18 protein-coding genes and 1 pseudogene are annotated in these 19,382 nt (G+C 71.3%); 7 read left to right on the plus strand and 12 right to left on the minus strand.

Annotated features, from left to right (window positions below; all coding sequences use genetic code 11):
- Nucleotides 1–87 precede the first annotated feature (87 nt).
- The 3 genes from AB6L24_RS39200 to AB6L24_RS39210 all read right to left on the minus strand — a co-directional run bounded on the left by AB6L24_RS39200 (nucleotide 88) and on the right by AB6L24_RS39210 (nucleotide 3,233).
- On the minus strand, nucleotides 88–876 hold the full coding sequence (locus AB6L24_RS39200; RefSeq protein ID WP_405664250.1) for a GntR family transcriptional regulator: 789 nt from the start codon (nucleotides 874–876) through the stop codon (nucleotides 88–90).
- Nucleotides 877–1,090: 214 nt separating this feature from the next.
- Nucleotides 1,091–1,843 (minus strand): hypothetical protein, encoded by a 753-nt coding sequence (locus AB6L24_RS39205; RefSeq protein ID WP_405664252.1) that lies wholly within the window; start codon nucleotides 1,841–1,843, stop codon nucleotides 1,091–1,093.
- A gap of 208 nt (nucleotides 1,844–2,051) precedes the next feature.
- On the minus strand, nucleotides 2,052–3,233 hold the full coding sequence (locus AB6L24_RS39210) for an ROK family protein (RefSeq protein WP_405664254.1): 1,182 nt from the start codon (nucleotides 3,231–3,233) through the stop codon (nucleotides 2,052–2,054).
- 56 nt (nucleotides 3,234–3,289) lie between these two features.
- Here AB6L24_RS39210 and AB6L24_RS39215 point away from each other — a divergent pair, with 56 nt between their 5' ends.
- A complete protein-coding gene (locus AB6L24_RS39215) occupies nucleotides 3,290–4,372 on the plus strand; it encodes a Gfo/Idh/MocA family oxidoreductase (RefSeq protein ID WP_405664256.1) in 1,083 nt (360 codons plus the stop codon).
- Nucleotides 4,369–4,881: a heme-degrading domain-containing protein gene (locus AB6L24_RS39220; RefSeq protein ID WP_405664258.1), complete on the plus strand. Its 513-nt coding sequence runs from the start codon at nucleotides 4,369–4,371 to the stop codon at nucleotides 4,879–4,881. Before AB6L24_RS39215 ends, AB6L24_RS39220 begins: the two co-directional genes overlap by 4 nt.
- Nucleotides 4,882–4,950: 69 nt before the next feature.
- On the opposite strand, the gene AB6L24_RS39225 is transcribed toward AB6L24_RS39220, so the two are convergent.
- The 5 genes from AB6L24_RS39225 to AB6L24_RS39245 form a co-directional block, all read right to left on the minus strand.
- Nucleotides 4,951–6,528 (minus strand): choice-of-anchor A family protein, encoded by a 1,578-nt coding sequence (locus AB6L24_RS39225; RefSeq protein WP_405664260.1) that lies wholly within the window; start codon nucleotides 6,526–6,528, stop codon nucleotides 4,951–4,953.
- A gap of 154 nt (nucleotides 6,529–6,682) precedes the next feature.
- Nucleotides 6,683–7,540, minus strand: coding sequence for a fumarylacetoacetate hydrolase family protein (locus AB6L24_RS39230; protein ID WP_030358294.1), 858 nt, complete (start codon nucleotides 7,538–7,540; stop codon nucleotides 6,683–6,685).
- Nucleotides 7,541–7,676: 136 nt separating this feature from the next.
- Complete coding sequence (locus tag AB6L24_RS39235; RefSeq protein WP_405664262.1) at nucleotides 7,677–8,450, minus strand: YidC/Oxa1 family membrane protein insertase; 774 nt, start codon at nucleotides 8,448–8,450, stop codon at nucleotides 7,677–7,679.
- Nucleotides 8,451–8,593: 143 nt separating this feature from the next.
- Nucleotides 8,594–8,962 (minus strand): DUF6412 domain-containing protein, encoded by a 369-nt coding sequence (locus AB6L24_RS39240; protein ID WP_405664264.1) that lies wholly within the window; start codon nucleotides 8,960–8,962, stop codon nucleotides 8,594–8,596.
- Between the two features lie 23 nt (nucleotides 8,963–8,985).
- Nucleotides 8,986–9,516, minus strand: a complete 531-nt coding sequence (locus AB6L24_RS39245; RefSeq protein ID WP_405664266.1) for a winged helix-turn-helix transcriptional regulator — start codon at nucleotides 9,514–9,516, stop codon at nucleotides 8,986–8,988.
- Nucleotides 9,517–9,600: 84 nt separating this feature from the next.
- Between AB6L24_RS39245 and AB6L24_RS39250 the strand changes: the two genes are divergently transcribed.
- Nucleotides 9,601–11,007, plus strand: a complete 1,407-nt coding sequence (locus AB6L24_RS39250) for an MFS transporter (protein WP_405664268.1) — start codon at nucleotides 9,601–9,603, stop codon at nucleotides 11,005–11,007.
- Here AB6L24_RS39250 and AB6L24_RS39255 read toward each other — a convergent pair.
- From AB6L24_RS39255 to AB6L24_RS39265, 3 genes are all read right to left on the minus strand, one after another.
- Nucleotides 10,964–12,556, minus strand: coding sequence for a sodium:solute symporter (locus AB6L24_RS39255; RefSeq protein WP_405664270.1), 1,593 nt, complete (start codon nucleotides 12,554–12,556; stop codon nucleotides 10,964–10,966). The two genes, AB6L24_RS39250 and AB6L24_RS39255, sit on opposite strands and share 44 nt — an antisense overlap.
- A complete protein-coding gene (locus tag AB6L24_RS39260) occupies nucleotides 12,553–12,759 on the minus strand; it encodes a DUF3311 domain-containing protein (protein ID WP_380854740.1) in 207 nt (68 codons plus the stop codon). The genes AB6L24_RS39255 and AB6L24_RS39260 overlap by 4 nt, the downstream gene beginning before the upstream one ends.
- Nucleotides 12,760–12,839: 80 nt before the next feature.
- On the minus strand, nucleotides 12,840–13,679 hold the full coding sequence (locus AB6L24_RS39265) for a class E sortase (RefSeq protein ID WP_405664273.1): 840 nt from the start codon (nucleotides 13,677–13,679) through the stop codon (nucleotides 12,840–12,842).
- A gap of 318 nt (nucleotides 13,680–13,997) precedes the next feature.
- Here AB6L24_RS39265 and AB6L24_RS39270 point away from each other — a divergent pair, with 318 nt between their 5' ends.
- Both AB6L24_RS39270 and AB6L24_RS39275 read left to right on the plus strand, forming a co-directional pair.
- Nucleotides 13,998–15,059, plus strand: a complete 1,062-nt coding sequence (locus AB6L24_RS39270; RefSeq protein ID WP_405664275.1) for an SEC-C metal-binding domain-containing protein — start codon at nucleotides 13,998–14,000, stop codon at nucleotides 15,057–15,059.
- Between the two features lie 143 nt (nucleotides 15,060–15,202).
- Nucleotides 15,203–17,413: pseudogene (locus tag AB6L24_RS39275) on the plus strand (DUF3427 domain-containing protein); the annotation flags it as partial.
- 21 nt (nucleotides 17,414–17,434) lie between these two features.
- Here AB6L24_RS39275 and AB6L24_RS39280 read toward each other — a convergent pair.
- Nucleotides 17,435–18,094 carry an ATP-binding protein gene (locus AB6L24_RS39280; protein WP_405664277.1) on the minus strand — a complete coding sequence of 220 codons (660 nt, stop codon included), beginning with the start codon at nucleotides 18,092–18,094 and terminating at the stop codon, nucleotides 17,435–17,437.
- A 179-nt stretch (nucleotides 18,095–18,273) separates the two neighbouring features.
- Here AB6L24_RS39280 and AB6L24_RS39285 point away from each other — a divergent pair, with 179 nt between their 5' ends.
- Together AB6L24_RS39285 and AB6L24_RS39290 are read left to right on the plus strand one after the other, a co-directional pair.
- Nucleotides 18,274–19,122 carry a helix-turn-helix domain-containing protein gene (locus AB6L24_RS39285; RefSeq protein WP_405664279.1) on the plus strand — a complete coding sequence of 283 codons (849 nt, stop codon included), beginning with the start codon at nucleotides 18,274–18,276 and terminating at the stop codon, nucleotides 19,120–19,122.
- Nucleotides 19,119–19,331, plus strand: coding sequence for a DUF397 domain-containing protein (locus AB6L24_RS39290; RefSeq protein WP_405664281.1), 213 nt, complete (start codon nucleotides 19,119–19,121; stop codon nucleotides 19,329–19,331). Before AB6L24_RS39285 ends, AB6L24_RS39290 begins: the two co-directional genes overlap by 4 nt.
- Nucleotides 19,332–19,382: the final 51 nt, after the last annotated feature.

Consider the following 19,382-nt stretch of genomic DNA (forward strand, 5'->3'; position numbering starts at 1 on the left):
TTGGACTAGACCCGTTACCTTTCCGTAATCATGAGGGGGCGGCGGGCGTACGGGAAGAGGGTCGACCGGCGTGCGGGCAGGGCGAGTTCAGCCCTGGCCGGCCAGGTGCGTCGTGAAGGAGAAGCGGTCGCCGCGGTAGAGGGTGCGCACGCGCTCCAGGGGCCGGCCCTCGGTGTCGCGCGAGACGCGGTGGATCAGGAGCATGGGCAGCGCGGGCGGCGTTCCGATGAGCAGGGCCTCGCGGGGTGTGGCGAGGACCGTCTCGATGCGTTCGTCGGCGTCGCCGAAGGAGATGCCGAGGCGTTCGCGCAGGTAGGCGTAGAAGGACGAGTCGGGCTCGAAGTCCCGGTCGAGGCGCGGCACCCGCTCCACGGACACGTACGTGGACTCCAGGCCCACCCGCTCCTCGTCCGCGAGCAGCACCCGCTCCATGTGCCAGACGGGCTCGCCGACCGGGAGCCCTATGTCGGCGGCGAGCGCGGCCGGGCACGCGAAGCGGTCGAGCGAGATGAGGGTACGTCCGGGGGTGCGGCCCTGGCGGCGCACCCCCTCGGTGTAGCTCGCCAGCGACAGGGGCTGTTCCAGCTTGGGCCCGGCGACGACGGTGCCGCGGCCCTGGCGGCGCAGGCGGCCCTCCAGGAGCAGTTCGCGCAGGGCCTGCCGGACCGTCTCGCGCGCGACCTCGTACCGCTCGGCGAGGTCCCGCTCCGTGGGCAGGGTCCGTCCGTCGCCGAGGTCGTCGATCAGCTCCGCGATGCGGGCCTTGACGGCGTAGTACTTCGGGATGCGGCCGTGCTCGGGGATGCCGGAGCGGATCGGGGCTCCGGGAGCCTGGTCGCGCAGGTGGTCGGGCGGGGCGGCGTTGGGCTTGTCCACGGGCAGATGTTCGCACGTCGTGGGGGTGGGGGGCGGGGGGCGGGCCTCTCGGGGGGTGGCGGGGCCGCGTGCGGGGGCGGCGGTGGGATGCGTACGGGGACGCGTGCGGGCGCGGCGGGGCGGGACACGGAGAAGGCCGGGCCCGTGCCGCCGGGTGGTGCTTCGGCTGGGGCGGCACGGACACGGCCTTTCCGCGGTCGGTGGGACGGCTGTGTCAGCTCCCTCTGGCCCGAAGGCGCCGAGATCCCACCACGAGGGCCACGCCGCCGAGGAGGAGGGCGGCGGCGGTGACCCCGAGCCCGGGCAGGTACCCCGGGCCGGTCTTCGCGAGTTCGCCGGGGGCCGGGACGGCGGGCCCGCCCGCCCCGACGATGTCGAACGCGTAGTCGTTGGAGGCGCCCACCCAGTCCCCGTCGTCGTCGCGGCGCCGCACGACGGCGGCGCTCGCCACGACGCCGCCGGGCGCGGCGTCGGAGGTGAAGGCGAGGCGGAGGCCGACGGTGCGGGTGGCGCCGGGGGCGAGGGTGAAGCCGGGGCTCGCGTCGGCTCCGCCGGCCCCGCCGCCGAGGACGCCGACGGTCTCGTCCCGGTCCGTCCGCTCGAACCGCACCGGCCACCGCCGCGCCCCGTCGTCGAACTCCAACTGGATCTGACGGGGCTTCAGGGCCTTGGCGGCGTCCACGAGCACGACGACCGGATGGACGTTTCGACAGGTGTCGTCCGTGGTGTTGGTCAGCTCCAGGGACCAGCCGCGAAAGCCGCCGCCGCGCTCGTACGTGGCGGGTCCTCCGCTGATGCGGGTGCTGATCGGGAACCCGTCCCCGGCGCCCTTCGCGCAGGTGGGCCGCAGCGCGCCCGGGCCGCCCTCGCGCGACGGGTCACCGGCGGCGGCCGCCACCTCGGCCCCGGCGGGCACGAGGGTGACGGCGGCGGCGACGCCTGCCGTGAGAGAACTGCGAAGTCGCATGGGGAGCCCTTGCTGGCGGCCGGGGCGCGGGGAGCACCGGGGACGGCCGAACTGACGGCGGAACAGCGCTCGTTGAGACGCCCGGGAACGGCCGGACGGCAACGGGTCGCGGCCCAGACCCTGCCACGCGCGCGCGACCCCGCACCCGCCCCACCGCCGTCGGCGACCCGTTCGGCTGGCCGATTCCCCCCTAACAGCCGATTCTTCGTCAAGTCCGATTGGCGGGAAAGGCGGCGCTCGCCCGCCCGAAGAGCGGGGCGAGGACCAGCTGCGCGGCGCCCTCCGCGACAGCCCGCTCACCCCCGGGCGCGACCCGCACGCCGACGGCCGCCCCGGCCCCCTCGCGCCGGGCCCGCTCCGCGACGACGGCGCCGACACCACGGACGAACAACTCCTCGGCGGCGCCGACCGTCCGCCCGCCGAGCAGCACCAGGTCGATGTCGAGCAGCGCGACCAGGTTGCCCGCGGCGGTGCCGAGCACGCGGGCCGCCTCGTCGAGGTCACCGCGCGCGACGGCGGCCAGACACAACGCCTCGACGCACCCCCGGTCCCCGCACTCACAGTCCGGCCCGTCCAACTGCACCACCTGATGCCCGAACTCCCCCGCCCCGGTCCGCGCCCCCCGGTACAACCCTCCGCCCAACACGAGCCCGGCCCCGAGCCCGGTCCCCAGATGCAGATAGGCGAACGACTCCGCGTCCCCACCGAGCGCAAGCCCCAACGCGGCAGCATTGGTGTCCTTGTCCACCACCACGGGCAACCCGAGCCGCCGCCCCAACACCTCCCGCAACGGAAACCCGTCCCACTCGGGAAACCCGGTGACACGCTGCAACACCCCGGAGGCGTGATCGAGGGGCCCGGGCAGGGCAACACCCACCCCGAGTACGCCAGCCGCCGAGGCCGACCCTTCTAGCGCTGTGCCCACGGTGCCGGGCAATCCTGCTTCCAGACCGGCCAAAGCGCCGCCAAGCAGCACCTCGACTTCAGCCGCCGCAACCTCTACGACGGAGTCGGCCCCGTCCGAGAAGTCCACCGCGGCCCGCCGCTCCCCGACGACAACCCCGGTCAGGTCGACCAGCACGGCCACCAGAGCGTCCCGCTCAAGCTGCACCCCCACGGCGTACCCGGCCTCGGGAACAAGCCGAAGCAGGGTCTGGGGCTTGCCCCCAGTGGAAGCCCGACGCCCCGCGTCGGCCACCAACCCCTCCCCCCGCAGCCGAGCGACAATCTTGCTGACGGCCTGCGGCGTGAGCCCCGTCCGCCCGGCAAGTTCGAGCCGCCCGACCCCACCACCCCCGGCGCCCCGCAGAAGATCGAGCACCAGCGCCGCGTTGTGCCCGCGCAGCCCCGGCAGATTCACCCCGGCCCCCGGCCTCTTCTCGCTGTTCACACCCCCATTGTCGCCCCCGCTTGCACTTTGGCAACACCGTTGCCAAAGTAGAGGGCATGACTCAAGGCACGAACGACCTCCGCGTCGGCCTGATCGGCTACGGCCTCGCGGGCTCCGTCTTCCACGCCCCCCTGATCGCCGCGACCGAGGGCCTGACCCTGGACACGGTGGTCACGTCGAACGCCGAGCGGCAGGCCCAGGCGCGCGCCGAGTCCGGCCCGGACCTGCGCTGCGCGGCGGACGCCGACGAGCTGTGGGACCGCGCGGACGAGCTCGACCTGATCGTCGTGGCGTCGCCGAACAAGACGCACGTACCGCTCGCGACCGCCGCGCTGAAGGCGGGCCTGCCGGTCGTCGTGGACAAGCCGCTCGCGGGCACCGCGGCCGAGGCCCGCGACCTGGCCGCCCTCGCGGACGAGCGCGGCCTGCTGCTCTCGGTGTTCCAGAACCGCCGCTGGGACAACGACTTCCGCACGCTGCGCAAGCTGCTCGCCGACGGCGGCCTCGGCGACGTCCAGCGCTTCGAGTCCCGCTTCGAGCGCTGGCGCCCGCAGCCCAAGGGCGGCTGGCGCGAGTCCGGCGACCCCGAGGAGATCGGCGGCCTCCTGTACGACCTGGGGAGCCATGTGGTCGACCAGGCCCTGGTCCTGTTCGGCCCGGCGGCGGCGGTGTACGCGGAGGCGGACGTGCGCCGCCCGGGCGCGCAGGCCGACGACGACACGTTCATCGCCGTGACGCACGCGAACGGCGTCCGCTCGCACCTGTACGTGAGCGCGACGACGGCCCAGCTCGGCCCGCGCTTCCGCGTCCTCGGCTCGGCGGCGGGCTATGTGAAGTACGGCCTCGACCCGCAGGAGGCCGCGCTGCGCGAGGGCAGGCGGCCGACGGACGAGGACCCGTGGGGCGTGGAGCCGGAGGCCCTGTGGGGCAAGGTCGGCTCGGGCGAGTCCCCGCTGACCGGCGGCGGCCGCCCCGAGCCCACGCTGCCGGGCGACTACCCCGCGTACTACGCCGCCGTGGCCGCCGCGCTGCGCGGCGAGGGCGACAACCCGGTCACCGCGCGGGAGGCCGCCGCGACCCTCGACGTCCTGGAGGCCGCGCGCCGCTCGGCCCGCGAGGGCGTGGCGGTGACGCTGTGACGACGCGGCCCACGGCAGCGGCGACGGCCCAGGCCCCCGCCGCCCTCACCGCCCCCTCCATCACCGAACTGGAGGAGCAGGAGCGGCGTCTGACGCTCCGTCGCTTCACACACGACGACGCCTGGGCGCTCGGCTCCCTCTTGGTGGAGATGGCGCGCGAGCGCGAGGCGCCGGTCGCCGTCGACATCCGGCGCGGCGGCCAGCAGCTGTTCCACGCCGCGCTGCCCGGCTCGACGCCCGACAACGACGCGTGGATCGACCGCAAGCGCCGCGTCGTCGAGCGGTACGGCTGCTCCTCGTACCTGGTGGGCAGCAGGTTCCGCGCGAAGGGCACCACGTTCGAGGAGTCCTCGCGGCTCGACCCCGACCGGTACGCGGCGCACGGCGGCGCGTTCCCGATCGCCGTCGAGGGTGCCGGGGTCATCGGCACGGTGGTCGTCTCGGGCCTCCCCCAGATCGCGGACCACGCCTTGGTGGTGGCGGCCCTGGAGCGCTTCACCGCGTCCTGACCGGACGACGACCGCCCCGCGCCGTCATGGCGCGGGGCGGTCGTTCCTGTCAGCGGTCAGCCGTCCGGATCAGTCCATCTGGTCCTCGGCGCGGCGGCGGATCATCACCACGAACCCGACACCGGTGCCGACGAGGGCCGCGGCGATCGCGCCCACGAGCGCCAGCTCACCGGACGAGGTGCCGGTGTGGGCCATCTCGTCGCTCTTGCTGGGGCTGGGCTGCGGGTGGGGGTGCGTGGGCGAGTCGGACGGGGACGGGCTCGGCCCGTCGCTCTCCGACGGGGACGGACTGGGGCCGTCGCTGTCCGACGGCGAAGGGCTGGGCCCGTCACTGTCGGAGGGGGACGGACTCGGGCCGTCGCTGTCCGACGGCGAGGGGGACGGCCCATCGCTGTCCGACGGCGAGGGGCTCGGGCCATCGCTGTCCGAGGGAGACGGACTCGGGCCATCGCTGTCCGAGGGGGACGGACTCGGGCCGTCACTGTCCGACGGCGAGGGACTGGGCCCGTCACTGTCCGACGGGGACGGGCTCGGGCCGTCACTGTCCGACGGCGAGGGACTCGGGCCATCGCTGTCCGACGGGGACGGACTTGGCCCGTCGCTGTCCGACGGCGAGGGGGACGGCGCCGTGCACGACGGCAGGTCGCCCGTGAACGGGTACGCGTGAATCTCCTGGCCGCCCCCGGCCAGCGAGGTGTGGGTCAGCGAACCCACCGTGAAGAAGCGCCCGTTCATCCCGGGCAGCGTCACCGTCGTCGAGCTGCCGGGCGACCCCACGAGCACGCTCCCCTGGAACTGCCCGCTGCCCCCGAACCGCACCGAGGAGGCGTCCGGCACGTTCCACAGCAGCTTCTCGCGGCTGACGCCGGACAGCAGGCCGCTGTAGGTGCGCACCGTGCGGGCGTCGCCGACGAGGTTGACGAGGACGGTGGCGTCGGCCGGGATGTTCCGGAACGAGATGCCCTGGTCGCCGCCGGTGCGGCTGACCATGTCGAAGTCCACGTTGAAGACCTGGATCTTGGAGGTGCCGTCGCCGGTGAAGACGGTCTCGCTGCCGTTGTTGACCGCCGTGCCGGTGGCGTCGCGGGGCGAGCCGTTCTCGTACGCGTAGCACTGGCTGGCCTCGGTCAGCTGGCCGGGCAGCATCGCGTACTTGTCGGTCGCGTTGGCGTCGTACACCGGCCTGGGGATGACCTGGCCGCTGAGGACGGCCCCGCCGTACCGCACCACTCCGGAGACGCTGCCCTCCTCGGCGAGCAGCCGCTGCCCCGAGGCGACCGTCAGGTCACCGCCGACCGTCAGGAAGTCCGAGCCGTTGGGCGGCGGCACCCGGGAGCCGACACCGGCGACGCCCACGTTGTAGACCTGCGAGGCGCCGGCGCGCTTGTTCTGGTCGAACTCGCCGAGGACGACGACCTTGCCCTCGGCCTCGGCGGCCGCCTCGCGCACCAGCATGTTCTCGCCGACGAAGACGTTGATGTTCTCGTCCCGGCCCGCCACCGGGCCGTTGTTCACCTCCGGATACCCGTTCTCCGGGCAGGCCGCGCCCTTGCAGGGGCCGAGCCCGCCGGGCAAGGGATCGGCGACACCAAGACCGGCCAGGCCGCCGACGATGGCGGCGGCCGCGACGGTGACTGCCGCCGCCACATACGCTGAACGTTTTCTTCGCATACTCGGAAATATGCGTAATTAAGACAAAACTAAGGGGAGACACGCTCACCGCTTCCCCCATTGGCCTACGCCCGCGGGAGGTCACCGACCACCCGCGGGTCCGGCCGGCCGTACCGGACCCGGCCGGACGTCAGGCCCCCTTCAGCTCCTGTCGCTGCCGCCCCAGGCCGTCGATCTCCAGCTCCACCACGTCCCCGGCCCGCAGATACGGCTTCGGCTCGGGCTGCCCGAGGGCGACCCCGGCCGGCGTACCCGTGTTGATCACGTCGCCCGGGTAGAGCGTCATGAACTGGCTGACGTAGCGGACCACTTCCGCGACCGGGAAGATCTGCTGGGCCGTCGTCCCGTCCTGCTTCAGCTCGCCGTTGACCCACAGGCGGAGGCCGAGGGCCTGCGGGTCCGCCACCTCGTCGGCGGTGACGAGCCAGGGGCCGAGCGGGTTGAAGGTCTCGCAGTTCTTGCCCTTGTCCCAGGTGCCGCCGCGCTCGATCTGGAACTCGCGCTCGGAGACGTCGTGCGCGACCGCGTACCCCGCGACGTGCGCGAGCGCCTCCTCGTGCGACTCCAGATAGCGGGCGGTGCGCCCGATGACGACCGCGAGCTCGACCTCCCAGTCGGTCTTCACCGAGCCGCGCGGTACGAGCACGGTGTCGTCGGGGCCGACGACGGTGTCCGCCGCCTTGAAGAACACCACGGGCTCGGCGGGCGGCTCGGCGCCGGTCTCGGCCGCGTGGTCGTGGTAGTTCAGGCCGATGCACACGACCTTGCCTATGCGGGCGAGCGGCGGCCCCACCCGCAGTCCGGCCGGGTCGAGGACGGGCAGCGTGCCCGCGTCGGCGGCGGCGCGGACGCGGGCGAGCGCGGCGTCGTCGGCGAGCAGCGCGCCGTCGATGTCGGCGACCGTGCCGGACAGGTCGCGCAGGGTGCCCTCGGCGTCGAGCAGCGCCGGACGCTCGGCGCCCGCCGTACCGACTCGCAGCAGCTTCATGGTCTGACTCCCTCTGGTCGCGCTGGGCCCGGCCGATGGATGCGGCATCGGAGGTTGGTCGATCCTCCAAGCTGATTGTCCGCTCCGCAAGACCCCGTTCACGTACTGGACCGTCACATCCCGTGCACGGGGGCGGTCACATCACGGCGGCCGCCCCCATCGCACCGGCCCCGGTCGGCATGTCCCGGTACAGCACGGCCCGCTCGACGGCGCTCCACGTCGTGCTGGTCACGACGTACAGCGCGGCCGCGAGCGGCACCACGGCCACGGTGAACAGGGTCATGAAGGACATCAGCGGCATGAACTTGGTCATGGCGGCCATGGCCCCCGCGCCGGGCACCTGCTCGGCGCCGGGCGCCCCGGGCGCGGCCGGCGGGTTCGCGGCGAGCTGTCGCTTCGTACGCCGGTAGTTGAAGGTCGCGACGGCGGCGACGAGGGCGAAGAGGGCGAGGTAGAGCAGCCCGGCCGCGCCGAGGAGGCCGCCGTCGCCGAGCGCGTCGGCGAAGCGGCCGCCGAGCGGTGCCGCGAACAGCTTGTGGTCGAGGAGTTCGTTGGCCTTGCCGCCGATGTCGGAGCTGGAGAACAGGTGGTAGAGCAGGAAGAAGGCGGGCAGTTGGAAGAGGCCCGGCAGGCAGCCGGCCAGCGGGGACACCTGCTCCTTGCGGTGCAGCTCCATCAGGGCCTTCTGGAACTTCTCCGGGTTCTTGGCGTGCTTCTTGCGCAGCGCGGCGATCTGCGGCGAGAGCTTGGCGCGCGCCTTCTGGCCGCGCGCGGCGGCCCGGGACAGCGGATGGACGAGCAGGCGTACGCAGATGGTGACGGCGACGATGGCGGCGGCCATCGCCGAGCCGTGGAACAGCGGCGCGAGCAGGTCGGCGAGGTCGGCCACCAGGCCGGCGAAGAAAGACATGGGTGAGCCCTCCGGGGGTCTCGTCGTGCCGGGAATGCCTCGGGGGGAGGCGTGTGCGTCGGCATGACGACCCGCGCGGGGTCAGGGAGCCGGACTCGTGGGAACGCTGCGAGTCCGAAGGAGCCGGGAAGCCCGGGATTCCCCTACGCGGCCGTCAGGAGGGCACGGCCGGGTGCTCGTGGCCGGGTGCGGCCGCGGGCGTCGGGGTCGCGCTGGGGCAGGAACGCGGTGCGTTGCTCACGGTCGCGGATGGCGGTGCGCACCCTGGTGCGCGGCACGGCGGGCGCACAGCGCGCGGCGAGCAGCGAGCACAGGGCGAGGGCGGAGCCCGCGGCGGCGGTCGCGGCGAGCGCGACGGCGGCGGAGAGGCTGCCGGTGTCGGCGAGGACGGTCTCGACGAGGAGGAAGAGGACCAGGGCGGCGGGGCGCAGCGGAGCGAGCCACTTGCCGAGCACGCGCTTGGTCAGATCCTTGACCACGTCGCCACCTCCCCTCGCCGTCCGTTCAGTCATTCGCTCACATGTCCTGCTGCCGTTTATACAGGATCGATCCGGACGGGCTGAAGGAGCCTGCGGGGTCCGAGCATCGCCCGGCTGACCGGATCGGCCGGGTCCGGATCGAGCCCGGGGCCCGGCAGCACCTCCACGTCCTCCAGCGGTACGAGACCGCCGCAGGCCGGGCACTCCCCGGCGAGGCCGAGTTCGGTGCCGCAGTCGGCGTGCCGGTAGTAGCGCAGCGGCTTGCCGTCGGCGAAGGTGTCGCGGCCCCAGACGGCGAGGGCGCGCACGGTCGGCCAGAGGGCGCGGCCGCGTTCGGTCAGCACGTACTCGTGGCGGCGGGGGGCCTCCGGGCAGGGGCGCTTCTCCAGGACGCCGGCGTCGGTGAGCGACTGGAGGCGGGCGGCGAGGACCGCGCGCGGGATGCCGAGGTGGACGAGGAAGTCGTTGTAGCGCCGCACTCCGTAGAGCGCGTCGCGGACGACGAGGAGCGTCCAGCGCTCGCCGACGACTTCCAGGGCGCGCGCGATGGAGCAGTCCTGCGCCACGTAGTCCTTGCCGAGAGCCATGCCTCCCACTGTAACCACTTTACCGAGATGAGGTTCATTCATTGAACCATGAATGCTACGGTCACCCACATGACCATAGGTTCAATGAATGAACTTGAATCCCCGACGCTGCCCTCCGCTCACCGGGCCCCAGGCCGCCCCGCCGCCACCCTCGCCGTGACCGCCGCCGCGACCACCGTCACGCTCATGACGTACGCCGCGCCGACGGTCACGCTCTCCGACACCGCCGCCTCGCTCGGCACCCCGCTCTCCGCGCAGGCCTGGCTCCTGAACGGCGCCCCGCTCGGCCTCGCCGCCCTGCTCCTGGTCGCCGGCAGCCTCGCCGACGACTACGGCCGCCGCAGGACCTTCCTCGTCGGCACCTTCGCGCTCGGCCTCACCACGGCCCTCGCCGCCCTCGCGCACACCACGCTCCTGTTCACGCTGGCCCGCGTCGCCCAGGGCGCGGCGAGCGCCGCCGTCCTCACCAGCAGCCTCGGCCTGCTCGCGCACGCGTACCCGGCCGGGCCCGGGCGGATCCGGGCCATGGGGGTGTGGGGCGCGAGCGTCAGCGGCGGCATCGCGGTGGCCTCGCCGTTCTCCGGCGGCATCGCCGCCCTCGCCGACTGGCGGTTGCCGTACGCCATGCTCGGCCTGCTCGCGCTCGCCGTCGCCGTCGCGGCGCCGCGCGCGCTCAGCGAGTCCCGGGCGCCGCGCCCGGGCCGCCCCGACCTGGCGGGCGCGCTGGCCCTCGGCCTCGCCATGGTGGCCCTGCTCGCCGCGCTCACCCTCGGCCGCGACGGCTGGCTGCGCGCCCCCGTCGGCGCTCTCCTCCTCGCGGCCGTGCTCCTGACCGGTGTCTTCGCGTACGTGGAGCGCCGCTCGGCCGCGCCGCTGCTCGACCTCGGCCTGCTGCGCCGCCCGCCGTTCCTGGCCGCGACCGCGGGCGGCCTGTTCACGGGCTTCTCCGTCATCGGCCTGTTCAGCTATCTGCCGACGCTGCTCCAGGCCGCGAACGGCCTCCCGCCGATGCACGCGGCCTGGCTGTTCGCGTTCTGGTCCGGCGTCTCGCTCCTGGTCGCCCTCCAGGCCAGGCGGCTCGCGGGCCGCGTCCCGGCCCGCCACCAACTGGCCGTCGGCTTCCTGCTGCACGCGGTCGCCCTGCTGACCATGCTCGGCGCGGTCGCGGCCGACTCCTGGGTCCGCCTCCTGCCAGGACTGCTGATCTCCGGCGTGGGCAGCGGCCTGTTGAACGCCGCCCTGCCGCTGCTCGCCGTCGAGTCGGTGCCCGCCGACCGGGCCGCGATGGGCTCCGGCGCCAACAACACCGCGCGCTACCTGGGTTCGGCCGCGGGCGTCGCCCTGATGATCGCGGTGGCGACGGCGTCGGGTTCGGCGCCGGACGACCTCGCGCACGGCGCGGACACGGCGTTGGTGGTGGCGGCGGGCCTCGCGGTGGTGGCGGCGGTCAGCGTCGTCCTGCTGCGGGAGCGTCGCCCGGCGCGGGGCTGAGGGCGCCGGGGGCATCGGGATCAGCGGGATCAGCGGGATCAGCGGGATCACCGTCGGCCGGATCGCGCGCCAGCACCTCCCCGTCCGGCCGGCTGTCCTGGTCGACAGGACCGGCGTACGACACCGCGAGCGCCACCGCCAGGTTGGCCGCGAGCGCGACGATCCCCGCGTTCACGCCGAACACCGGGTCGTGCTCGGTGAAGACGAGCCCGCACACGATCGCCACCCCCACGACGAGCCCGCTCACGGCCCCCACCAGCGTCAGGCGCCGCCAGACCAGGCCGAGCAGCAGCATCGGCAGGAGCTGCGCCATCCCCTCGTACGAGATCAGCGAGAGCCGTACGAGGGTGTTGGGCGCCGCGTACGTCATGACGAGCGCGAGCGCGCCCGCGACCACGACGACGGTCTGCGAGGCGCGCTTCTGCCGCGCGGGCGCCCGCAGGGCCGGGAGCATCGAAAGGACGCTCCGCCCCCACATCGTCCCGATGACCAGCATGAACACAGCCATCGGCACGATGGACGACAGGGCGGCGGCGACCCCGAGGAGCCCCACCACCCACGCGGGCAGCGAGTCCACGACCAGCTTGAACAGCGCCAGGTTCGACCCGGCCCCGGTGAGCCCCGGCACCACGAACAGGGCGGCCATGCCGAGCAGCATCGGCACGAAGAGGAGGATGTTGTACGCGGGCAGCAGGACGGCGTTGCGGCGCAGGCCGTCGGCGCTGCGGGCGCCCAGATAGCCCGCGACGGTGGTCGGGAAGATCACGACGGTGAGGGCGTTCAGGAAGGTGGTGGTGGCGAACCACGCCTGTCCGTACGGGCTGTTCCCGCTCCCGGGCAGTGTCAGCCACTCCCCCTTCTCCCGCACGACCCGGTCGAGGAAGTCCCCGTACCCGTCGAAGTAGTGCAGCGGCACGTACACGACGAGGAACGCCAGCGTGCCGACGACCAGCACGTCCTTCAGGACCGACACCCAGGCGCTGCCGCGAAGACCGCTCACCACCACGAACCCCGTGGTGACGGCGAACCCGATGAAATAGGCCCAGTTGAGGCTGATGGCACCGTACGAGATCGTCGAGACGACGACGCCCATGCCCGTGATCTGCAACTGGATGTACGGCAGCAGGAAGACCGTCACCATCACGGCGACGGCGGCGCCGAGCCACGGCCGCCCGTAGCGGTGCGCCACCATGTCGGTGATGCCGACCAGCCCGTGGCGGCGCGCGTACGCCCAGAGCATCGGCCCCACGACGTACCCCACCGCGTACCCGCAGGACATGTAGGCGACGACGTAGAGCACGGGCGCGCCGTAGTTGTACCCCCAGCCCGCGGCACCCAGATAGCTGAAGCTGGTGTAGCCCTCGCCCGCCATGAGGACCCAGATGAGCACGGTCCCGAGGGAGCGCCCGCCGACGGACCACTCGGCGAGGGAGCCCTTCGGGGAGCTCTCACCGGCTCCCGTCCTCCGCCCCCGGACGGCGAGCAGCCCGAGCCCGACGGTGGCGACCATGAAGACGCCGAAGATGCTGGTGGCGATGGTGGCGTTCACGAGACCCGCCGCCGCATGCTCTTGTCCCCGCGGTAGGCGAGCCAGACGGCGACCGGCGTGACGAGGGTGGCCACGAGCAGCCACGCGAACAGGAACGGCAGCCCGAGCACGAGGGGCCGTACGCGATTGACGAAGGGCAGCGCCCCCACGTACAGCACGAAGGGCACGAGGAGCCACAGGAGATGGGGGCGGCGCTTGATCACGGGGCAGGAGCTTAATCGGGCCGGTCGGCCCGGGCGCGGTCGGCGGCCTCGTGGACGCCGGTGGCCGGGGCGGTCTCCGCTCAACGCGGCCGCATGGACGTCAGCTTCCCCCACACCACGAGGCGGTACGTGGAGGTGTACGCCGGGGTGCAGGTGGTGAGCGTGAGGTAGTACCCGGCGCGGTCGTACCCGTGCCCCGTCCTGACCGTGCTGCGCGGCACGGGCGCGATGACGCCGCCGTCGCGGGGGCTCGTGCGGTCGAGGGTCTTGTCGACGGTGTACGTGTAGACGGCGTCGCGCGTCCCGACGGTCATCCGGTCACCGGGGCGCAGCCGGTCGAGGTGCCGGAAGGGCTCGCCGTGGGTGTTGCGGTGCCCGGCGAGCGCGAAGTTGCCGGGGCGGCCGGGCTGGGCGGTGCCGGGGTAGTGGCCGACGTACCCCTTGTTGAGCACACCGCCCTTGCTGACGCCCGCGGCGACGGGGACGCGGAGGCCGAGGCGGGGGATGCGGAGGACGGCGTAGGCGTGGTCGGGGGTAGGTCTGGCGGGGTCGCCGAGGGTGGGGGTGTTGCGGGCCGGGGCGTCCCGGGACGGGGGTGCGGCGGTGTCGCCACCGGGTGCGCCGCGGTCGTCGACGGCACCGGCCCCGCGGGAAGGCTCCCGACGGTCTGCCTCCCCCTCCCCCCACTCCCGCTCCAGGGAATCGACCTTGCTCTCCGCCGCGGCGCGGGCCTGGCGGTTGGTCCACCAGAGCTGGTGGACGACGAGGAGGAGCAGGACGAGGCCGAGGGTGAGGGTGGCTTCGGCGGCGTACCAGAGGAGGCGGGTGAGGGGGCGGCGGCGGGTGGGGCGCCCGTGGGCGAGGACGGGGACGCGTGTCCGGGCTGGACGCGCGCGTGGACGTAGCGCTGGACGTACCACTGGACCGCCTCCCTCCGGGCCGGGCAGCGGCAAGATAAGGGCGCGGCCCTCAACAGACCAGACACGCGCAGGAGGGGACCCGCGTCGGAGGGGGCCCGTGCCGGAGGGGACCCGCCCCGAAGGGGACCCGCACCGAAGGGACCCACGCCGAAGGGGACCCGCACCGAAGGGACCCACGCCGAAGGGGACCCGCACCGAAGGGACCCACGCCGAAGGGGACCCGCGCCGAAGGGGACCCGCGCCGAACCGGAGGCGCGATGACGCGACCGGGCCGCACCCCATACACCCCACCCCGGGAACGGCAGTACGGTGTCACCCATGCGCCCCGACACGCCTGCCGACCACGTCGACCACATCGCCGAAGCGGAGCGCCTGGAGCGCACCGCGGGCCTCTACCCGGAGGACGCGGAACACCTGCTGCTGCAGGCCGCGGCCCACCTGGAGCTGGCCGACGCCCGCGACCGCGCGACGACGCTCTACGACAGCCTGCTCTCACCGTCGGCGTCGCACCCGCCGGAGAACCCGACCCTGATCCGCGCGCTGAAGGCGGCGAACCTCTGGGAGTACGGCCACGAGGCGGAGGCGCGGGCGATCATCGACGGCGTGCGCGGCACGGCGCCGGCGGACGCGGCGCCCTGGGTGATCGTCGCGGAGGCGCTGGAGGCGCACGACGAGCTGGACCAGGCGCACGAGACGTTCACGCAGGCGCTGACGCGGCTGCTGCGCGCGACGCCGGACGCGGAGGCCCCCGCCGAGCCCCCCTACCCGACCCACCCCCTCCTCTTCGGCCGCCACCGCGTACGCCGCCTGCTCGGCGCGGAGCACGACGGCTGGGACGGCCTGGCGGACCGGGTCCACCGCACGCGCGCGTCGGCGTCGGGCCGCACGCCGGTGCCGCTGGACGAACTCCACGACCCGAAGCGCGTCTGGGCCCTCGGCTCCGAGAACCCCGAGGACCTGCGAGCCGAAATCGCCCGCCTCCAGTCGGAGTTGGGCTCCTACCGCGAAGCCCTCTCCCGCCCCTTCCCGGTGGCGGTCCTGCACTGGCCGTCCACAGAACTCACCGAACTCCTCACGGCGTACCCGTCCCTCTCGACGGAATACCCCTCCCACGAGGCCCACTTGGCGACCATAGAGTCCTCCCTCCGCGAACTCTCCACCTCCGGCACCCCGAACCTGGGCATCGTGACGGGAACGGTCCCCTCCTACGAGGCCTTCGCAGCCTCAGAGGGCACCTCCGCGGACGACCCGTCCCTGCTCCCGCAGTACGCGACGACGCTGGCCGCGCGGGGGCGGGCGGAGGGGTGGCCGCCGGAGGCGGGAGCCGCATGCTGGTGTGGGACAGGAAGGCCGTACGCGGAGTGTCATGGCGCGGGTTAGCGCTGAGTTCGCAAAGCTCACGCTCCATTTCGTCGAGCCCCCGTGCGCGCTCGCTGTAGAACGGTCAAAATCGGTTGGTTGACCCACATGGCTGTGGTTCTCACCACGGCCATGTCCGCATATGACCGAGGATGTTCATGCGCAGCAGCACACTCACCGGCATAGGCTTCACCCCGTTTCCTCACCAGAAGGACATGCTGGAGCGCTTGGAGGTCGAGCGCGCAGTCCGTGGCCGTCGCCACAACCTTCTCGTCGCTGCGACAGGGACAGGCAAGACGGTGATGGCTGCGCTCGACTACGAGCAGTTGTCGCGCAAGGCAGGCCGCAAGCTGCGGCTACTCTTCGTCGCGCATCGCAGGGAGATCCTGGATCAGTCACGGAACACCTACCGACGCGTCCTGAACGACACGGCCTTCGGCGAGGCATTCCACAGCAGCGAACGTCCCAAGCAGTGGGACCACGTCTTCGCCAGCGTGCAGGCGCTCACTTCCCGCACGCTGGAGCAGTTCTCTCCTGACCACTTCGACGTCATCGTCATCGACGAATTTCATCACGGTACGTCCCCTACGTACCGAAAAATTCTTGACCACTTCACACCCACGGAACTCCTCGCGCTCACCGCGACACCCGAGCGCATGGACGGAAAGAACATCCAGGACGAGTTCTTCGAGGGGCACATCACCGCAGAGATGCGCCTGTGGGAGGCCCTGGAGAACGAACTACTCAGCCCCTTTCGGTACTTCGGGATCAGCGACGAGACCGACTTGAGCACGGTGGAGTGGAAGCGCGGAGCATACGACTCCGGGCAGCTCAGCAATGTACTCACCGGAAACGACGCACGCGCCCGACTGATCGTGAAGTCTGTACGCGACAAGGTCACGCATCCGAGGTCCATGCGGGCACTCGGGTTCTGTGTGTCCGTATCGCATGCCCACTTCATGGCAGAGCGCTTCACCAGAGACGAGATCGCCGCCGTCGCCCTCTCCGGCGAGAATCGCCGCGATGAGCGCAAGCAAGCCCTCGACGATCTCAGGGACGGGAAGATCCAAGTCATCTTCTCTGTCGATCTGTTCAACGAGGGACTCGACATCCCCGACGTCGATACGCTGCTCCTACTCCGCCCCACCGAGAGTGCCACGCTCTTCTTGCAGCAGCTCGGCCGAGGCCTGCGACGAACACCGGACAAGGACGTACTCACAGTCCTCGACTTCATCGGCCAGCACCGCAAGGAGTTCCGCTTCGAGAATCAGTTCCGGGCGCTGACGAACCTGACGAGGAAACGCCTGCTGAACAGCCTTGAGCAGGGGTTCCCCATGTTGCCGTCCCGCTGTCAGATCATCTTGGAGCCCAAGGCCAAGCAGGCCATCATCGGCAATATCAAGGCGCAGCTCAAGGTCAACTCAACCGCTCTCGTCCGCGAAGTTTCCACGTACGGCGAGTCGCGGCTGGCTACCTACCTGGAAGAGAGCGGTCGGGAGATCAAGGAGATCTACCGCGGCAATGGCAACTCGTGGACCAAGCTCCTACGTGGCGCCAAGCTCCTCAAAGGCACTGCACCTGAAGGTGAGTTGGACCTGCTGAAGCGCGTCCCTTCCTTTCTTCACGTCGATGACAAGGAACGCATCGAGGCCTACCAGCGGCTGCTCACTGACGATGCTCCCGCGTACGACGCCTTGCCCCCGCGGGAGCAGGCTTACGCCCGCATGCTCTTCTTCAACCTCTGGGACAAGGCCGGTGGCCACTCCACCTACCAGGCGGGGCTCTCCTACCTTCTCAAGCACAAGCCCGTTCGCGAAGAACTCCGCCAGGTCCTTGAGCACTGCCTCGCCCACGCGGATCACTTCCCCTTGCCTCTTGCGGGGGCGCACAGCGACCTCCCCTTGAAGGTGCACAGCTCGTACAACCGATCCGAAATCCTCGCCGCCCTCGGCGTGGCGCGCTTCGGCGGCCAGATGCCAGGCTCCTTCGCCCAAGGGGTAGTTGAGGTGAAGGACATCAGCACCGACGCCTTGCTCATCACCTTGGAGAAGGACGAGAAGGAGTTCTCGCCCACGACGCGATATCAGGACTACGCGATGAGTCCGACCCGGTTCCACTGGGAATCGCAGAACGCGACCGCCGAAGACTCCGCCCCGGGGCGCCGCTACCGCGAGCACGTCCAGCGCGGAAGCCACATTCTGCTCTTCGTCCGCCGCTACAAGAACACCGACATCGGCGGCGCCGAGCCGTGGATGCTCTTGGGACCCGCGCGCTACGTCGCACATGAGGGCAGCAAGCCCATGGCGATCACTTGGGAACTTGAGCACGAGATGCCCGCGGACGTCTGGACGTACTCGTCGATCCCATCGAGCTGACCAGCCGGAGTGGCCACTCCGTCAGCTCTCCGCCTCCAGTTCCGCCTCGAAGTGCATCTGTGCTCGATCTAGCGCTTCGTCGGGGTCACAGCCATGAGCTTGGAGCCAGTGGAGGAGGTCGGCGATCAGATCGATCGCCGCTTCCTCCGCCACGGCTACGCCGAGACGCCCTGAGCGGAAAACCAGCCCAGAGCGTTCTGCGCCATACAGCGCAAGATGCCCTTCCACCCGCGCCCCCCGAGGACCTGCGGGGTCGCTAGCCGAGGGGACAAGGTCCGTCGCCAGCTCGCACCACACCACCTTGGATGCGTCACGAAGGACGACGCCCCAGCGATGGTCAGTCATCGCATCGACGAGGGCCATGCCTCGCCCCGATTCCGCATCGCACTCAGGGGCGAGGAGCGTCGGTAGGGCCCGTGCATCAGGGTCGAGCATCTCGATGCGGACGAAGGTGCCAGCCATGGAGAGCGTGAGCGTTACTGGCGTACCGAGACCCACATGCTTGATGACGTTCGAGGTCAATTCCGTGACACACATTTGAGCTGCCTCAACGGCTTCCGGCAGCCCCCACAGAGTCAGCTTCATCCACACCGCTCGGCGCAGGACTGCAACTTCAGATGGGTCTGCAGTGAAGGACCGACCCCAGGGGTCCCGCCTGCCGAATTCGCTGGCATTGATCATCGCCTCTACCTCCTGCGCACCACATCGTGCACTGCGTGACCATCGATCACTCCTAGTGACAGATTCGCAGCGCCCATCCCGCCATGCAACATGCATAAAGAGATTCCCCCGATGGGGTGATTGGCCTTTCACGCCACTTCCGATGGGATGGAACACCCGCTACAGCACCAGGAGTTGACATGGCAGGCTCCCCCACCGCACGCCGCCGCCGATTGGCCATCGAGCTCAAGAGGCTCCGCGAAGAGAACGGCTTCACCTGCAGCCAGGTGGGCAAGGAGCTGGACTGGAGCAGCTCGAAGGTCAACCGCATGGAGACGGGGCAGGGCCGGGTCCAACCGTCCGACGTCGAAGCCCTATGCCGCTTCTACGCCACCTCCGACGAACTGCGCGATCTCCTCAAGTCCTTGGCTAAGGAGTCAAAGACGAAGGGATGGTGGCACGCCCACGGGGACGCCGTACCCTCCTGGTTCTCCGTCTACGTAGGCCTGGAACAGGCAGCATCAAGCCTGCGCACCTACCAAGGCGAGTTCATCCCGGGGCTACTCCAGACGCCCGCGTACGCATCGGAGCTGAGCCGCGCCTGGGTCGACCACACGCCTGAAGACGTACAGCGCATGGTCGATGTACGGATGCGACGTCAGGAGCTACTCCTGAGCGACAACGCGCCGGACCTGTGGATCGTCGTGCACCAGAGCGCGCTCATGCACATCATCGGCTCCCGTCAGGTCATGGCCGGCCAACTCGAACGTATGCTGGAAATGGCGGAGCTGAGGACAGTTACGGTCCAGGTCCTGCCGTTCGACGCGGGCGCTTACCCCACCGCGGGATCGTTCACGGTCCTCGGCTTCCCAGAGCAGGAGGACCCGGACGTGGTGTATCGGGAAGGGCTGACAGACTCCGTGTACCTCGAACAACCTCAAGACGTAGGCCTCTACGCGAAGGCGTTCGACCACCTCAGGGCGCTGGCCCTGAGTCCACAACGGTCAGCCCTGCTGACCAAGAGAACTCTGGAGGATCACTCCCGATGACGCTGCCTCCAACTATCCGCTGGCGCAGGAGTAGTTACAGCAATGGCATGGGCGGAGAGTGCGTGGAGGTCGCTTCGCTCCTTGGCGACATAGCCGTGCGGGACTCCAAAGCTGCGCTGGGGCCCTGGTTCACGGTTGGCACTGGCGCCTGGAAATCCTTCGTGGGCGCCCTCCGAGAGGAGAACCCCACAGGAAGCACGACCGAGTAGCGAGTCGCAACTTCTAGACGACAGGCTGGTTGGGGTCACGAAGCACCTCGC

The organism is Streptomyces sp. RK9 (assembly GCF_045070545.1).
In the GTDB taxonomy this organism is placed as follows: Bacteria; Actinomycetota; Actinomycetes; order Streptomycetales; family Streptomycetaceae; genus Streptomyces; species Streptomyces alboflavus.

Bases quoted from the DNA above. Each gene is read 5' to 3' on its own strand.
- AB6L24_RS39270 (WP_405664275.1), top strand. From the start codon at position 13,998: ATGCGCCCCGACACGCCTGCCGACCACGTCGACCACATCGCCGAAGCG.
- AB6L24_RS39290 (WP_405664281.1), top strand. From the start codon at position 19,119: ATGACGCTGCCTCCAACTATCCGCTGGCGCAGGAGTAGTTACAGCAAT.
- AB6L24_RS39205 (WP_405664252.1), bottom strand. From the start codon at position 1,843: ATGCGACTTCGCAGTTCTCTCACGGCAGGCGTCGCCGCCGCCGTCACC.
- AB6L24_RS39215 (WP_405664256.1), top strand. From the start codon at position 3,290: ATGACTCAAGGCACGAACGACCTCCGCGTCGGCCTGATCGGCTACGGC.
- AB6L24_RS39240 (WP_405664264.1), bottom strand. From the start codon at position 8,962: ATGACTGAACGGACGGCGAGGGGAGGTGGCGACGTGGTCAAGGATCTG.
- AB6L24_RS39230 (WP_030358294.1), bottom strand. From the start codon at position 7,540: ATGAAGCTGCTGCGAGTCGGTACGGCGGGCGCCGAGCGTCCGGCGCTG.
- AB6L24_RS39250 (WP_405664268.1), top strand. From the start codon at position 9,601: ATGAATGAACTTGAATCCCCGACGCTGCCCTCCGCTCACCGGGCCCCA.
- AB6L24_RS39280 (WP_405664277.1), bottom strand. From the start codon at position 18,094: ATGATCAATGCCAGCGAATTCGGCAGGCGGGACCCCTGGGGTCGGTCC.
- AB6L24_RS39235 (WP_405664262.1), bottom strand. From the start codon at position 8,450: ATGTCTTTCTTCGCCGGCCTGGTGGCCGACCTCGCCGACCTGCTCGCG.
- AB6L24_RS39285 (WP_405664279.1), top strand. From the start codon at position 18,274: ATGGCAGGCTCCCCCACCGCACGCCGCCGCCGATTGGCCATCGAGCTC.
- AB6L24_RS39245 (WP_405664266.1), bottom strand. From the start codon at position 9,516: ATGGCTCTCGGCAAGGACTACGTGGCGCAGGACTGCTCCATCGCGCGC.